11 protein-coding genes are annotated in these 15,757 nt (G+C 73.3%); 4 read left to right on the top strand and 7 right to left on the bottom strand.

The genetic code is table 11. The features are described from left to right. Positions 1-363: 363 nt before the first annotated feature. On the top strand, positions 364-2,796 hold the full coding sequence (gene treY, locus HPT28_RS17890) for a malto-oligosyltrehalose synthase (RefSeq protein ID WP_219092151.1): 2,433 nt from the start codon (positions 364-366) through the stop codon (positions 2,794-2,796). A gap of 15 nt (positions 2,797-2,811) precedes the next feature. On the opposite strand, the gene HPT28_RS17885 is transcribed toward treY, so the two are convergent. Continuing rightward, a complete protein-coding gene (locus HPT28_RS17885; protein ID WP_219092124.1) occupies positions 2,812-3,357 on the bottom strand; it encodes a DUF1707 and FHA domain-containing protein in 546 nt (181 codons plus the stop codon). A gap of 113 nt (positions 3,358-3,470) precedes the next feature. Between HPT28_RS17885 and treZ the strand changes: the two genes are divergently transcribed. Beyond that, positions 3,471-5,216, top strand: coding sequence for a malto-oligosyltrehalose trehalohydrolase (gene treZ, locus HPT28_RS17880; protein WP_219092123.1), 1,746 nt, complete (start codon positions 3,471-3,473; stop codon positions 5,214-5,216). A gap of 27 nt (positions 5,217-5,243) precedes the next feature. Here treZ and glgX read toward each other — a convergent pair whose 3' ends face one another. Further along, positions 5,244-7,358 (bottom strand): glycogen debranching protein GlgX, encoded by a 2,115-nt coding sequence (gene glgX, locus HPT28_RS17875; RefSeq protein WP_219092122.1) that lies wholly within the window; start codon positions 7,356-7,358, stop codon positions 5,244-5,246. Positions 7,359-7,578: 220 nt separating this feature from the next. Here glgX and HPT28_RS17870 point away from each other — a divergent pair, with 220 nt between their 5' ends. Both HPT28_RS17870 and HPT28_RS17865 read left to right on the top strand, forming a co-directional pair. After that, positions 7,579-8,823, top strand: coding sequence for an SAV2148 family HEPN domain-containing protein (locus HPT28_RS17870; protein ID WP_219092121.1), 1,245 nt, complete (start codon positions 7,579-7,581; stop codon positions 8,821-8,823). A 793-nt stretch (positions 8,824-9,616) separates the two neighbouring features. After that, positions 9,617-11,860, top strand: a complete 2,244-nt coding sequence (locus tag HPT28_RS17865) for a bifunctional glycosyltransferase family 2 protein/CDP-glycerol:glycerophosphate glycerophosphotransferase (RefSeq protein WP_219092120.1) — start codon at positions 9,617-9,619, stop codon at positions 11,858-11,860. Positions 11,861-11,965: 105 nt separating this feature from the next. On the opposite strand, the gene HPT28_RS17860 is transcribed toward HPT28_RS17865, so the two are convergent. From HPT28_RS17860 to HPT28_RS17840, 5 genes are all read right to left on the bottom strand, one after another. Further along, positions 11,966-12,949: an NAD-dependent epimerase/dehydratase family protein gene (locus HPT28_RS17860; protein ID WP_219092119.1), complete on the bottom strand. Its 984-nt coding sequence runs from the start codon at positions 12,947-12,949 to the stop codon at positions 11,966-11,968. A gap of 97 nt (positions 12,950-13,046) precedes the next feature. Then, a complete protein-coding gene (locus tag HPT28_RS17855) occupies positions 13,047-13,802 on the bottom strand; it encodes a sirohydrochlorin chelatase (RefSeq protein WP_219092118.1) in 756 nt (251 codons plus the stop codon). A gap of 35 nt (positions 13,803-13,837) precedes the next feature. After that, positions 13,838-14,728: an ABC transporter permease gene (locus HPT28_RS17850; RefSeq protein ID WP_219092117.1), complete on the bottom strand. Its 891-nt coding sequence runs from the start codon at positions 14,726-14,728 to the stop codon at positions 13,838-13,840. Further along, positions 14,715-15,521 carry an ABC transporter ATP-binding protein gene (locus HPT28_RS17845; RefSeq protein WP_219092116.1) on the bottom strand — a complete coding sequence of 269 codons (807 nt, stop codon included), beginning with the start codon at positions 15,519-15,521 and terminating at the stop codon, positions 14,715-14,717. The genes HPT28_RS17850 and HPT28_RS17845 overlap by 14 nt, the downstream gene beginning before the upstream one ends. A 110-nt stretch (positions 15,522-15,631) precedes the next feature. Beyond that, positions 15,632-15,757 (bottom strand): hypothetical protein, encoded by a 126-nt coding sequence (locus tag HPT28_RS17840; protein ID WP_219092115.1) that lies wholly within the window; start codon positions 15,755-15,757, stop codon positions 15,632-15,634.

The following is a 15,757-nucleotide window of genomic DNA, read 5'->3' as shown; positions in this document are numbered from 1 at the left end:
TCGAGCGGCCACTGCGGCATGATCCGCCGGACAGGCCCAGCGCCGACCTGGTGGCGGCCGTGATAGACGAACTGGCGTGAGCCGGGCCGACGCTGGGGCGCCCGCGGGGCGACCGGATGCACGGAAGCGGGGTGCACGATCTCAACGAGCCGCGGCCCGCGAGCGCGCGGGGCGAGCCCGCGAAGCCCAGCCCGATGTCAGCGACGCCGAACGGGAGGCCGGAAGCAGACCGCTCGCACCAAGGCGGAATCCCGGATTCGCGGGTACCGGCTGCACGAGATCCGGCAGGAGCGGGGCCTCACCCAGGCGGACAGGGCCGCCTTGACGGGGCACGGAGGGCGGAAAAGAATTCGAGACGTGACGATGCGTCCACCGCGGTCCGGTACCCCGGTGCCCACCGCGACGTACCGCTTGCAGCTCCAGCCCGCCTACCCCTTCGCCGCCGCCGCCCGCGACGTCCCGGCCATCGCTGCGCTGGGCGTCTCCCACCTCCACCTGAGCCCCGTGCTGGAGGCCGTGCCCGGCTCCACCCATGGCTACGACGTCACCGACCACACCCGCGTCCGGGCGGAGCTGGGCGGGGAGGCCGGACTGCGGGCGCTGTCCCGCACGGCGCGCGACCACGGCCTCGGGCTCGTCCTCGACATCGTGCCGAACCACATGGCCGTCCCGGCCCCCGCCGCCCTCAACGGGCCGCTGTGGTCCGTCCTCGCGGACGGGCCCTCCTCGCCCTACGCACACTGGTTCGACATCGACTGGGAGGCGGGCGACGGCCGCGTGCTCCTGCCCGTGCTGGGCGGGCGGCTGAGCGAGGAGCTGGCGGCGCTCCGGGTCGAGGACGGCGTCCTGCACTACGCCGAGCACCGCTTTCCCGTCCGCGTCGGCACCGAGTCCCTCCCGCTGACCGAGCTGCTGGACGCCCAGCACTACCGGCTCGCCTGGTGGCGGCTGGCCCGCACCGAGCTGAACTACCGCCGGTTCTTCTCGGTCTCCGAGCTCATCGGCGTCCGGGTTGAGGACCCGGACGTCTTCGAGGCCACCCACGAACGCGTCCTGGCCCTGTTGGAGGAGGGGGTCGTCGACGGGCTGCGGGTGGACCACCCGGATGGCCTGGCCGACCCCGGCGCCTATCTGCGCCGCCTCCACACGCGCACCCGTGGCGCGTGGACGGTCGTGGAGAAGATCCTCGGCCCCGGCGAGCGGCTGTCGGTCAACTGGCCCGTCGCCGGGACGACCGGCTACGACGCCCTGCGCCACATCGACGCCGTCTTCGTGGACCCCGAGGGTGCGGCCCGGCTCACCGACCTCTACCGCGAGTTCACCCAGGTGGCCGACGATCTCGGCGGGGACTGGGCCGCCACCGTGCGCCGCGCCGCTCACGAGGTGATCGGCCACGAGCTGGCCGCCGAGGTGCGCCGTCTGGTCCGCACCGCCCGCGCAGCCCTGGCCCGCGCCGACGGTCAGCGCCGCGGCGATCACGCCGACTGGACGCTCGCCCAGGCGCTCCGCGAGCTGCTCGTCCGCCTGCCCGTCTACCGGCTCTACCGGCCGCCGGACGACGACCCCGTGCTCGGCAACGCGTTGTCGACCGACATCGCCTCCGAGGCCCGGGCGACGTTCGCCGTCCCGGAGGAGGCCGCCACCGTCGACGTCGTGAGCCGGCTCGTCCTGCGGGACAAGGAGCTGGCCACGCGGTTCGCGCAGGTCTCCGGAGCGCTGCGGGCCAAGTCCGTCGAGGACACCGCGTTCTACCGCTACCTGCCCCTGCTCTCCGCCGCGGAGGTCGGCGGCGACCCCGGCGAACCGGCCCTGCCGCCCGCCGCGTTCCACGCCTACTGCGCGTACGTTCAGCGCGAGTGGCCCGACACCGGGACCGTCCTGTCCACCCACGACACCAAGCGCAGCGCCGACGTGCGCGCCGCCCTCGCGACGCTCAGCGAGGACCCGGCGGGCTGGGACGTCCTCCTGCGGCAGGTCACGGAAGAGGTCGCGCGCACCGGAGGCGCTGCCGTGGACCGGCACACCGCGTGGCTCGTCTGGCAGACGGCCCACGGGCTCGGCACGCCCGACCGCGAGCGGCTGCTCGGCGCCCTGCTCAAGGCCGTCCGGGAGGCGGGCCTGCACACCACCTGGACCGAGCCCGACGCGGCCTACGAGGCGGCGGTGGGACGGTACCTCGACGCCGGCCCCCGCGGCGCGGGCCGGGCCGCACTGGCCGCCTACGCCGAGGCCACCCGGACCCAGACACGCGTCACCGCCCTCGGCATGACCCTGCTACACCTCACCATGCCCGGCGTCCCGGACCTCTACCAGGGCACCGAACGCACCTACCGAGCCCTGGTCGACCCCGACAACCGCCGGCCCCCGGACCTCACGGCACCGGAGTCCGAGCCGGACGACGAGAAGCTCCGCATCACCCGGGCCGCTCTGCGGCTGCGCGCACGCCACCCGCACTGGTTCGGCGCGGGCGCCCGCTATGCGCCCCTCACCGCGCACGGCCCGGCCGCGGAACACTGCCTGGCCTTCGGCCGCGGTCCCGGCGACGGCGGCGGAGGCGGCGAGGCCAGCGAGGCGGGTGCCGGCTCGGTCACCGTGCTCACCGTCGTCACCCGGCTGGGCCGTCGGCTCGCCGAGACGGGCGGCTGGCGGGGCACGGTGCTCCCGCTGCCCCCGGGGCGCTGGCGCGACCTGCTCTCCACGCGCCCGTACGACGAGGAGCTGGCTGACCTCGAAGGGCGGGCGGACCTCGCGTCCCTCCTGGCCGAGGCCCCGGTGGCGCTGCTCGTGCGGGAGTGAGGGGCTGAGACGGCGTCAGGGCGCGGTGAGCCGGAAGCCGACGCGGCCGAAGCGCACGTGGTCACCGGGGCCCACCATCACCGACCCCGTCACCCGGCGGCCGTTGACCCAGGTGCCGTTGGACGAGCCGAGGTCCCGCAGCGACCAGCCGAGCCCCGTGTGCCGCAGCTGGGCGTGCGTGCGGGAGACGGTGTGGTCGTTCAGCCGCAGCACCGAGCCCGCCGCCCGCCCGATCGAGAGCGGGTACGGCCCGGGGCAGGGCAGCAGCAGCTCGGGCAGCCGCTCGTGCAGCCACGCGCGCCGCATCCGCGCAGGGAACGCCGACATCGAGCCGAGGAGCCGTTCCAGCAGCCCGGGCCGCGGGCGGCGCGTGCTCAGATCGTGCAGGACGGCGTACAGTTCGCCGGGATGCCGGGCATGCAGTACCAGGTCCATACGGCGCTCGAACGTGCGATGCGAGACGCGTCCGTCCGCGGCGCTCTCCCGCAGGACGGCCAGCGCCTGATCCCGCTCCGCGTCGGTCAGGCGCGGGGGCTGAGCTGCGAACCCGTACGTCGTCATAGCCGTTGATTGTCCGTCGTGGGCGGGCCCCTGTCCAGGTCGGCCCCACCCGGCGCCGGCGCTCCGCCGACGTCCCGTGGCGCGCGGGCCGCGCGGCCCCGACCATGGTGTCCATGCTCTTCGAGGTATGGGCACCACACGCCGAACGCGTCCGGCTGCGCCTGGCCCCGGGCCCCGGGGCCGCCGCGCCGGCCGACCGCCCGATGGAGCGGGACCCGGCCCGCCCCGGCTGGTGGTGGGCGTCCGCGCCCGCCGCGTCCGGGACCCGCTACGGCTTCGTGCTGGACGACGGCCCCGTCCGCCCCGATCCGCGCTCGCGCCGCCAGCCCGAGGGACCCGAGGGGCTCAGCGCCGTCCTCGGCACCGCGTGGCCCGAGCCGACGGACGCCTGGTCCGGCAGGGAGCTGAACGGGGCCGTGCTCTACGAGCTGCACGTCGGCACCTTCACCCCCGAGGGCACGTTCGACGCCGCCGCCGGCCGCCTGGACCATCTCGCCCGCCTCGGCGTCACCCATGTACAGCTCATGCCGCTGAGCCCGTTCCCCGGCCGGCACGGCTGGGGGTACGACGGGGTGGCGCCCTGGGCCGTCCACGAGCCCTACGGCGGCCCCGAGGGCCTGCACCGCTTCGTCGGCGCCGCCCACCGGCACGGGCTGGGCGTCGTCCTCGACGTCGTCCACAACCACCTCGGGCCCTCCGGCAACCAGCTGCCCTCCTTCGGGCCGTACTTCACCGACCGGCACCACACTCCCTGGGGCGCCGCCGTCAACCTGGACGCCCCCGGCTCCGACGAGGTCCGCGCCTACTTCATCGGCAGCGCCCTCGCCTTCCTGCGGGACTACCGGCTCGACGGGCTGCGCCTGGACGCCGTCCACGCCCTCGCCGACACCCGTGCCGAACACTTCCTCGCCCAGCTCTCCACCGCCGTGGACGCCCTCTCCGCCGAACTCGGCCGTCCCCTCTTCCTGGTCGCCGAGTCCGACCGCAACGACCCGCGCACCACGGCGCCGCGTCCCGAAGGCGGCCTCGGCCTGCACGCCCAGTGGAACGACGACTTCCACCACGCCCTGCACACCGCGCTCACCGCAGAGGCCCAGGGCTACTACGCCGACTTCGCCCGCGACCCGCTGACCGCCCTCGTCAAGACGCTCACCGGCGCCTTCTTCCACGACGGCACCTACTCCACCTTCCGCGGACGCGGCCACGGCGCCCCCGTGGACCCCGCCACCCCCGCCCACCGCTTCGTCGGCTACGCCCAGACCCACGACCAGATCGGCAACCGGGCCCTCGGCGACCGCCTCTCCGCCACGCTCTCACCCGAACGCGCCGCCTGCGCCGCCGCACTGGTGCTGTGCGGCCCCTTCACACCGATGCTCTTCATGGGGGAGGAGTGGGGCGCCCGCACCCCCTGGCAGTACTTCACCGACCACCCCGACCCGGAGCTGGCCGAGGCCGTCCGCACCGGCCGGCGCCGGGAGTTCGCCGCGCACGGCTGGGCGGCTGACGACGTGCCCGACCCCCAGGACCCGGCCACCCGCGACCGCTCCTGCCTGGACTGGGCGGAGCCCGTCGAGCCGGAGCACGCCCGGCTGCTCGACTGGCACCGGCGGCTCGTCTCCGTCCGCCGCGCACACCTCGACCCCGGCCTGCGCCTGCGTGACGTCACCGCCGAGGCGGGCCGGACGGCGGACGGCGCCCGCTGGCTGACGCTGCGCCACAGCGGTCTCCTGGTCGCCGTCAACCTCGGCGGCGCCCCCGCCGAGGTGCCCGCGCTCGCCGAGGGCGAGCCGCTGGCGGCCACCCGGCGCCCCACCGGCACCACGCTGCCCGCCGACGCCGCCGTCGTCCTGAAGACGTGAGCGGCCGGCCGGCCCGACGGGTGGCCGTCACGCGGGCCGCTGCAGCACCACCAGGCTGCGATCGGTCACCGTCACGACCTCGCCGCCGGCCACGTTCGGACCGACCCACGGCGGGTGGCCCTCCTCCCGGGCGGTGTCGACGATCGTGCGCCACTGCCGACCGTGATCCGCCGGCACGGTGAACTCCAGCTTCTCGTTGTGCGCGTTGAACATGATGATGAACGAGTCGTCGTGCACCGACTCGCCGCGCGGCCCCGGCTCGGAGATCGCGTGCCCGCCCAGGAACACGGTCAGCGCCCGGGCGTGCGTCTCCTGCCAGTCCTGCTGGGCCATCTCCTCACCCTCGGGCGTGAACCACGCGATGTCCGACAGCTCGTCGTGCGTGCCCTCCACCGGGCGGCCGTGGAAGAACCGCCGCCGCCGGAAGACCGGGTGGTCCCGCCGCAGCCACACCATCGCCCGCACGAACTCGCACATCGGGTGCTCCTCGCCCGGACCGGGCCAGTGCACCCAGGACAACTCGCCGTCCTGGCAGTACGCGTTGTTGTTGCCGCGCTGCGTGCGGGCGAACTCGTCCCCGTGGCTGAGCATCGGCACGCCCTGGGAGAGCATCAGCGTCGCCGCGAAGTTGCGCATCTGGCGGCGGCGCAGGGCGAGCACGCCCGGCTCCTGCGTCTCGCCCTCGGCGCCGCAGTTCCACGAGCGGTTGTGGCTCTCGCCGTCCCGGTTGTTCTCGCCGTTGGCGTCGTTGTGCTTCTCGTTGTACGAGACGAGGTCGTGCAGGGTGAATCCGTCGTGGCAGGTGACGAAGTTGATCGAGGCCAGCGGCCGCCGGCCGTCGTCCTGGTAGAGGTCGGAGGAGCCCGTCAGGCGGTAGCCGAACTCCGCGAGCGTGCGCGGCTCGCCCCGCCACAGGTCCCGCACGGTGTCCCGGTAGCGGCCGTTCCACTCCGTCCACAGCGGCGGGAAGTTCCCCACCTGGTAGCCGCCCTCGCCGACGTCCCACGGCTCCGCGATGAGCTTCACCTGGCTGACCACCGGGTCCTGCTGCACCAGGTCGAAGAACGAGGACAGCCGGTCCACCTCGTGGAACTGCCGGGCCAGGGTGGCCGCCAGGTCGAAGCGGAACCCGTCCACGTGCATCTCCGTCACCCAGTAGCGCAGCGAGTCCATGATGAGCTGGAGCACGTGCGGGCTGCGCATGAGCAGCGAGTTGCCGGTCCCGGTGGTGTCCATGTAGTACCGCGGGTCGTCCGCCAGCCGGTAGTAGGACGTGTTGTCCAGCCCGCGGAAGGACAGCGTCGGCCCCAGATGGTTTCCCTCGGCCGTGTGGTTGTAGACGACGTCCAGGATGACCTCGATGCCCGCCGCGTGCAGGGCCCGGACCATCTGCTTGAACTCCAGCACCTGCTGGCCCCGGTCGCCCCACGAGGCGTAGGCGTTGTGCGGGGCGAAGAACCCGATCGTGTTGTAGCCCCAGTAGTTCGTCAGCCCGGCGTCCGCCAGCCGGTGGTCCGTCACGAACTGGTGGACCGGCATCAGCTCCAGCGCGGTGACGCCCAGACGGGTGAGATGCTCGACGATCGCCGGGTGGCCCAGGGCCGCGTACGTCCCCCGCAGCTCCTCCGGCAGGTCCGGGTGCAGCATCGTCAGACCCTTGACGTGGGCCTCGTAGATCACGGTGCGGTGGTACTCCGTCCGCGGCAGCCGGTCGTCCCCCCAGTCGAAGTAGGGGTTCACCACGACCGAGGCCATCGTGTGCGGCGCCGAGTCCAGGTCGTTGCGCCGCTCCGGCTGGCCGAAGTGGTACCCGTACACCGCCTCGTTCCAGTCGATGCTGCCGCTCATCGCCTTGGCGTACGGGTCCAGCAGGAGCTTGGCGCTGTTGCACCGCTGTCCGCGCTCCGGCTCGTACGGCCCGTGCACCCGGAAGCCGTAGCGCTGACCGGGCATGATCCCCGGCAGGTACGCGTGCCGCACGAACGCGTCCGACTCCCGCAGCTCGACGGCCGTCTCCGAGCCGTCCTCGTGCAGCAGGCACAGCTCCACGCGCTCGGCCGCCTCCGAGTAGACGGCGAAGTTCGTCCCCGCGCCGTCGTACGTTGCACCCAGCGGATACGCCTGCCCCGGCCAGATCTGCATGGGCCCTCTTCCCTGTCTACCCGGTCCGTTTCTGCCGCACGGCCCGGCCTGCGCCGTTCAGCGCGTGGTGAACACCGTGTGCACGAGCCGTCACACAAGGGACTATCTTCCCCTGGCGGGGTCGCGAGGCAAAGGAAGTTGGCGGGGGACGGTGCTGCCGCGTCCCGGATCCGCAGTAGGCTCCCCTGATCGAACCATGGGGGCGGAAGGCGGTGCACAGGTGAGTTCGGGAGGGCTGGAGCTCCCACCGGGCGGCGGCAATCCAGGCGAGAGCGCCGCCGACGTCCCCGAGCCACGGGCCGGGACGGTCTCGGTGGCCCAGCCGGTGGAGATCGGCGCCGGCCTCTCCTGGTCCGCGGCCACCTGGGCCGACGTGCACACCCGGGCACAGCGCGCCGGCCGCGCCTACGTCTGGCTCAACCTGGTCGAGCAGCGGCTCCGGGCCGTCGTCGCCGCCGTCCTGCGCCCCGTCTACGAGCCCGTGCACGGCGAGGAGTGGGTCGTCGCCGCCGCCGGCCCGGCCGGACAGGAGTGGGTCCAGCGCGCCGTCGCGGTACGGGAGGTCAGCCGCCGCAAGGGTTACGTGCTCGACCCGGCCGACGACAACCTGCTCTCCTTCCTCACCCTGCCGCAGCTGCGGGAGCTGATGGTCCAGCACTGGCCCTGCTACGAGCCGTACTTCGCCGGGCGCCGCGAGCTGGAGCTGGCCCTGGACGAGCTGGAGCTCGCCCGCAGCGCCGTCTCCCGCAACCGCGCCCTGTCCCCGGCCGTGCTGGCCCAGACGGAACGCACCTCGCAGCGCATCCTCACCCTGCTGGGCGCCGACGCCGCCTTAGCCGGGCGCCTTCCGGTGGACGCGGTCGAGGAGCTCGTCGGCGACCGCTTCGCCGACGTCGTCGGCGTCCACCCCGACCGCGTCCGCCTCCAGCGCAGCCTGCCCGCCGAGGACCTCTTCGGCGGCGCCCGCCGCATCGACGCCATCGGCATCGGCCTCAACCTGCTGGTGCAGAACTACTCCGGGCGCCGCCTCGTCCGCCTCGCCGACACCGGCTGTCGCGTCCGGCTCCTGTTCCTCAACCCGGCCAGCAGCGCCGTCCGCCGCCGCGAGCGGGAGCTCGGGCTCAAGCGCGGCGAGCTGAGCCGCGCGGTGGAGATGAACATCCTGCACATGCGACGGGTCCGCTCGCGCGTGCGGGACGCCGCGGCCTTCCGGATCCACGTCTTCGACGAGACGCCGCGCTTCACCGCCTACCTGGTGGACGGCGACGAGCCAGACGGCCTCGCCGTCGTCCAGCCCTATCTGCGCCGAGCCCGCGGCATGGAGTCGCCCGTCCTGGTCCTCCGCGGCGGCGGCCGCACCCTGGTCCAGGACCCTCCCCCGGGCTCGCCGGAGGACGACGGCCTGTTCTCCACCTACCGCGAGGAGTTCGAGTCCACCTGGACCGACGCCCGCCCGGTGTCATGACCCGTGGGGGTGCCGCTGGGAGTCCTTCCTGAACAACGTGAGCAGAAAGTCCAGACTGGATATCCGCCCGTTCACAGATCCCGTCTCGGATTGCCGTGCCGGGCTCGTCATTCGTCGCGCCAAGCATCCCCTATGTCGGTGCCGTGGTGACGGCTTCACTTGTGCCCCGCCCGCAGCCGCGCCCCGGCCGACCGCGAGCACTACTTCCGAAGCCCTGGCCGAGGGCTGACCATGCCCGCATGGCCATACCCGCGCGTCTCCCCGGCTGCCGCGGCACACCAGGCCGGGAGTCAAGGGGCGGAACAGGTGGGAACAGCCGGGACCAACGAGTCGTGGGTCCGACAGGCACATGATCCGTCGGACAGAACCTGGTAGAAGCAGGCATGCTTGGCGGCGGACGAGGTTGACTGTGTGCCCGGTCACCCTGGAGTGTCGGGCGCGGAGGGCTTCGTCGGAGGAGGTGGTGCGCTCCCGAGGGACTGGATCTGGGTGCTGAAGCTCTGCGGCCGACCGCGTGGATAGCGTGTCCGTGGTGTGTGAGTATCCGTCCACGGTGTGGCCGGTGTGTGAAACGGTGAACGGTATTGAGGATTCCGTCTTTGTGTGGCTGATTGGCCCCCGCAGTATGGCCCGGATCACTACACCCGTGGGCAACTCCCGGCGTCGTCCTCACGTCTGTCTGACTACAGACCTCGGGGTGCGCTAGTGGGAGCTCTGACCACCTCCACAGCTTCCTCTGACCACCTCCACAGCTTCCCGGACTGCTGGAACCCCCCTTACGGACTGGTGAAGGATGCCTCGACTCACGCTCGTCGTCCCCGCGTACAACGTGCAGGGATACATCAGAGAGTGCCTGGACTCCATCGTCGGACAGGACTTCGACGACTTCGAGATCGTCGGCGTCGACGACTGCTCGCCCGACGCCTCCGGGGCCATCCTCGACGAGTACGCGGCCCGGGACGACCGAGTTCGGGTCCTGCACCTCCCCCAGAATGTCGGCCTCGGCAGAGCGCGCAACGCGGGGCTCGAGGTCGCCCGGGGGGACTACGTCCTGTTCCTGGACAGTGACGACACCCTCACCCCCGGCTCGCTGCGGGCCATCGTGAACCGGCTGGACGCGACCGGCCACCCGGACATCCTCATCTTCGACTACGCCCGCACCTACTGGGACGGCACCACCAAGCGAAACCTGCTCGCCTCACTGCTCAGCGAGGAGGGCACCGGCGCGGGCTCCTTCCCGCTGGACGAACGGCCAGAGCTCCTCGACCTGCTCCAGATCGTCTGGAACAAGGCCTACCGTCGCGATTTCGTCGAGCGCCAGGGCTTCCAGTTCCCGCCCGGGTATTACGAGGACGCCCCCTGGACGTTCTGCTCACTCATAGCGGCAGACCGGCTGGCCGTGCTGGACCGCATATGCGTGCACTACCGGCAGCGCCGTGAGGGCGGCAACATCCTGCGCACGGTCAGCCGCAGGCATTTCGACGTGTTCGACCAGTACGAACGCGTCTTCGCCTACCTCGACGCGCATCCCGAGCTGGACCGGTGGCGTCACCATCTCTTCCGCAAGATGGTGGACCACTTCATCACGGTCTTGGAGCGCCCTGGACGTCTCCCCTCCGACGCCCGAGCGGACTTCTTCCAGCGGGCCGTCGCCGCCTATCGTCGCCGCGTCCCGGCCGACTTCGTCCGCCCGCACGGAGCGCAAGGGCACAAGTATTCCCTCTTCGCACTCGGCTCGTATTCGGCCATGGCCGGGACGCGGGCCGTCTCCACAGCCCGCGGTGCTCTGCGGCGGCATGGCAGGCGCCAGATCAATCGAGCCAAGCGCAGGGCCATGGGCGCCTACTACGCCTCTCAGCTCCGTCGCCCGCTCGACGAGAACCTGGCCGTCTTCTCCGCCTACTGGAACCGCTCGTACGCCTGCAACCCCGCGGCCATTGACACAGCCCTGGCCCGGCTGGTGCCGGGGATGCGCCGGGTCTGGGTGCTGAGGGACCCGGCCGGCCAGGAGATTCCGCCGGGTGTCGAGGTCGTCCGGCCGGGCTCCCGGGAGTACTGGGCGGCCGTGGCGCGGGCCAAGTACACCGTGAACAACGTGAACTTCCCCGACCGCGTGGTCAAGCGCCCGGGCTCGGTGCACCTGCAGACGCACCACGGGACGCCGCTCAAGTCCATGGGGCTGGACCAGCAGAAGTTCCCGGCCTCGACGAAGATGAATTTCACGGACCTGCTGCGGCGCTGCGACCGCTGGGACTACAGCCTCTCCTCCAACCGTTTCTCCACGGAGATCTGGGAGCGGGTCTACCCCTGCTCGTTCACCTCGCTGGGGACGGGCTATCCGCGCAACGACGTTCTCGTGAACGCGACCGCCGCCGACGTCCGCCGTGCCCGGCAGGCCCTCGACCTGCCCGACGGCGGCAAGGTGTTCCTGTACGCGCCCACCCACCGCGAGCATGAGGCCGGGTTCACCCCGCGCCTCGACGTCGTCCGGCTGGCCGAGCGCCTCGGCCCGGACGTGACGCTGATGATCCGGGGCCACTACTTCTACGGCCCCTCGCCCGAGCTGGCGCACCTGACGGCTGCCGGCCGGGTTCGCGACGTCTCCCGGCACCCTTGCGTCGAGGATCTGTACCTGGCGTCGGACGCCCTGATCACCGACTACTCGTCGGCCATGTTCGACTACGCGAACCTCGACCGTCCGATCATCGTCTATGCCGACGACTGGGACATCTACCGCGCGGTACGTGGCACGTACTTCGACCTCATGACCGAGGCGCCCGGGGTCGTGACCACGTCCCAGGACGAGCTGACCGAGACCTTGGTGTCGGGGGCTTGGGACACCGACGAGGCGGCCAAGGCGCGGGCCGCGTTCCGCGAGCGGTTCTGCGAGTTCGACGACGGCAGGGCGGCCGAGCGCGTCGTCCGCCGGGTCTTCCTCGGCGAGGACACCGACTCCGTCCTGCCGGTCGTTCCCCTCCACGAGAGGGCGCCCGTGCCCACTCCCGCCGAGGCGCTCGCCCCGGCCGAGCGGGTCTGACGCGAGGGGAAGCGCGTGGCCTGCTCATGGCGGTCATGGTCCGGCCCGTGAGGGGGAGAGTCCCTGGACACCAGGCCGGGCCGCCGGGCCTTCGGCGCGCGGACTTCAGCCCTCTGGGTTCCGCAGCACGCGGGACTCCTTCTCCGGGGGGAGGCCGGTGGTGGCTCGGGGGTGGGTGTGGGCCGGGGTGTCCAGGGTGGCCCAGGTGTCGGTGACGGTGTCGAGCAGGGGGCGCGGGCGCAGCCCCGCGGCGAGGGCCCGGCTGACGTCGGAGCGGTGCATGGCGTCGTGCAGCTCGCCCGGTGGGGCCCAGACGGGCAGCTCGGTCCAGGGTTCGATGCCGGCGGCCAGGATGGTCTCCGGGGCCGTCCAGCGCAGCTCGGCGGTGGCGCCGGTGGCCTGGACGCAGGCGTCCAGGAGGGCGCCCATCGTGGTGTCCCCGGAGCGGCCGACGGTGTCGTAGGCGCCGCCGAGCCCCGAGGCGGCGCCGTCCAGGGCGAAGGCGGCCAGGTCGCGGGCATCGATGTACTGGAGGGGGAGCTCGCGCGGGCCGGGGGCGAGGACGGGGCCGCCGCGGGCGATGCGGCGCAGCCACCACGGCAGCCGGCCGACGTCCTCGTTCGGGCCGAGGATCAACCCGGCGCGCAGCAGGAGCGCGCGGTCGCCGAAGGCGTCGAGGACGGCGAGTTCGCCGCCGCGCTTGTTGTGGGCGTAGTCGGTGGCCTCGGCGTCGGGGGAGGAGTCGACGACGGGGGCGGTCTCGTCGGCGCCGGCGGGGGCGGGCCAGGTGTAGACGGAGCGGCTGGAGACGTAGGCGTAGTGGCCGCAGGAGGGGGCGAGGAGCAGGGCGCTGTCGCGGACGGCACGGGGTGCGTCGGTCCAGGTGTCCACGACGACGTCCCAGGTGCCGTCGGCGAGCGCCGTCAGCCCGTCGGGACGGGTGCGGTCGCCGAGGAGGGAACGCACGCCCTCGGGGGCGGGGGTGTTGCCCCGGTTGAGAACGGTAACGTCCCACCCGCGCGCCACGCCCTCCTGCGCCACGGCCCGTCCCACGAAGTGTGTGCCACCCAGCACGAGAAGTTTCGTCATGGCGGCAACTGTGCGGGAGGGCCCGGAGGTCCGGAAGAGCTGATCTCCGTCAGCGGAATCGCCGAGAGCGCAACGGAGGCCGTGCGGTGACGGCGGGTCAGGCCGCGGCCAGGGCCGGGCGGCGGGCGTGGGCCTCGCGGTAGCGGCGCAGCAGGAGCTGGGCCAGCTCGGGGGCGTCACCGAGCACGGGGGCCACGGCGTCGGCGCCCGCCTCGGCGGCGCCCGCGGCGATGCGGTCGGGCAGGAAGCCGGGTGCGATGACGTAGGGGGCGACGGCCACGCGGCGGACGCCGTCGGCGCGCAGGGCGCTGACGGCGTCCGCCGTGCGGGGGAGGGATGCGGAGGCGAACGCAGGCCGCACGGCGCACCAACCGGTGGCACGCCGCCACTCCCGCGCGATTTCTGCGATCACTGCGATCGCCTCCGGGTCAGAGGAGCCCGCCGACGCCAGGACGATGCCGGTGGTGGCGGCGTGGGACGGGTGCACTCCCGCCTGCCCCAGCCGCCGTTCCAGGGCGGTGGTCAGCAGGTCGTGCGGGCCGAGGACGTCGGCCTGGGTGACGCGCAGCCGCGGCAGCCGGGCCGCGGCCTCCCGCAGGACGGCGGGGATGTCGCTCTTGGCGTGGAAGGCGCGCGTGAGGAGCAGCGGCAGGGCGACGACGTCCCGCACCCCGTCGGCGTCGAGGCGGTGCAGGGCCTGGGGCACCGAGGGGGCGTTGAAGTCGAGGTGGCCGACGTCGACGCGCAGCCCGGGGCACTGCCGGCGGACCCGTTCGCACAGCGCCGCGACGGTGGCGGCGTGCCGTGGGTCGCGGCTGCCGTGGGCGATGACGAGCAGGGCGGGGGCGTGCATGAGCGGGTCCGTTTCCGTCGGGTGGCCGGCTTGCGTCAGCGGCCGGTCAGGCCGCGGGCGTGCAGGACGCGGCGTTCGAGCGGGGAGAAGAGCAGGGACTCGACGGCGACGCCGACGGCGAGGATGAGCGTGACGGCGGCCAGCACCGCGCTCATGGATTCCGCGGTGTTGCCGTCGGCGAGCATCCGGCCGATGCCGGGCAGGGGCGTGGCCGTGATGAGCTCGGCGGTCATGAGGGCGCGCCAGCCGAAGGTCCAGCCCTGGCGCAGGGCGCCGATGAGGCCGGGCAGGGCGGCGGGCAGGAGGATGTGCAGGGCGCCGCGCGGCCCCTGGGCGCCCATGGATCGCCCGGCCCGCAGGAGCAGGGGCGGCACCTGGTCGATGCCGGCCGCGACGCCGACCGCGATGGAGGGCACCGCGCCGAGCAGGACGACGGTGTAGACGGCGCCCTCGGAGGGGCCGAGGGCGATGACCGCGACGGGGACCAGGGCGGCGGCCGGGAGCGACTGGACGGCCGAGAGAACGGGGCCGAACACCGTGCGCAGCGGCGTGAACCGGGTGAGCAGGACGCCGAGGGGCACGCCGATGGCGGCCGAGGCGGCGAAACCGACGAGGCAGCGCAGCACGCTGTGCCCGAGGGAGGGTAGCAGGGTGCCGTCGGCGAGGGAGTCGCCCAGCGAGGCGGCGACCTCGGCGGGCGCGGGCAGCTCGGCGGACCAGCCGAGCCAGTGGACCAGCTGCCACAGCGCGAGCACGAGGGCGACGGCGAGGAGCGGCGGGGCGGCCTTGGCCAGGACGCGCCGCGAGGTGTCGGCGGGCTGGCTCTCCAGGGCGTCGAGCCCGGAGGCCATCTCGACGGCGTCCTCCGTCTCCGGGCCCGGGTCGCGCCCGGAGGGCGGCGTACTCACGGCGTCAGTGACGGGCATGGCGCACGATCTCCCGGTGCAGGTGGCAGGTGATCTCGCGGGCGAGCGAGGTGACGCCGTTGTCCTCGATGCGCCGCGGGTAGGGCAGGTCGACGTCCCAGGAGCGGGCGACGCGCCCGGGGCGTGAGGAGAGCAGCACGACGCGCTGTCCGAGCCGCACGGCCTCGCGGACGTTGTGCGTGACGAACAGGACGGTCAGCTTGCGCTCGGACCACACCCGGGTCAGCTCCTCGTGGAGCAGGTCGCGGGTGATGGCGTCCAGCGCGGCGAAGGGCTCGTCCATGAGCAGGACCTCGCTGCCCTGGGCCAGTGAGCGGGCGAGGGCCACGCGCTGCCGCATGCCGCCGGAGAGCTGGTGCACCCGCTTGCCGTAGGCGTCGGGGAGCCGCACGAGCCGCAGCAGCTCCTGGGCCTGTTCCCGACGCTCGCCCTTGGGGACGCCGGCGAGCTTGAGGGCCAGCTCGATGTTGCGCCCGGCGCTCAGCCACGGGAACAGCGCGTGGTCCTGGAACATCAGGGCGGGCCGCCCGAAGGGCACCTGGGCGGTGCCGGACGTCGGCTGGTCGAGCCCGGCGACGAGGTTGAGCAGGGTGGACTTGCCACAGCCCGAGGCGCCCAGCAGGCAGACGAACTCGCCGGGCGCGGCCTCCAGCTGGATGTCGTCCAGCACGAGCTGCTGCGCGCCCCGGCGGCCGAACGCCTTGGAGACGTGGTCGAGCCGTACGGCGTAGGGCGCGGGGGCGTGCGCCTCGGTGGCCTGGGCGGGGGCCGGGGTGGCGAGTTTCGTGGGCACTGGGGTGTCCTCTCGTCGTTCGCCACCTTCGGCGGGCGGCTACGGCAGGTGAGATCGGACGTACGGGGCGGGCGCGGCGGATGCCGGTCGTGCGGGGTGCGGGGCGGGCGTCACGGGCGGCATCGCCCCATGCCGCCCTGGCCGCTGCCGAGGGGGCCGCTGCCGACGCGCACACCGCGCCGGTCGAACGTCGCGAACGGCGTCACACCGGCCGCCCCGAGGGAGAGAGAGGTCAT

This window comes from Streptomyces sp. JJ38 (assembly GCF_019303475.1).
GTDB lineage: Bacteria > Actinomycetota > Actinomycetes > Streptomycetales > Streptomycetaceae > Streptomyces.
The sequence above is the reverse complement of the archived record's forward strand: the minus strand, read 5'-3'. Positions and strand labels throughout refer to the sequence as shown.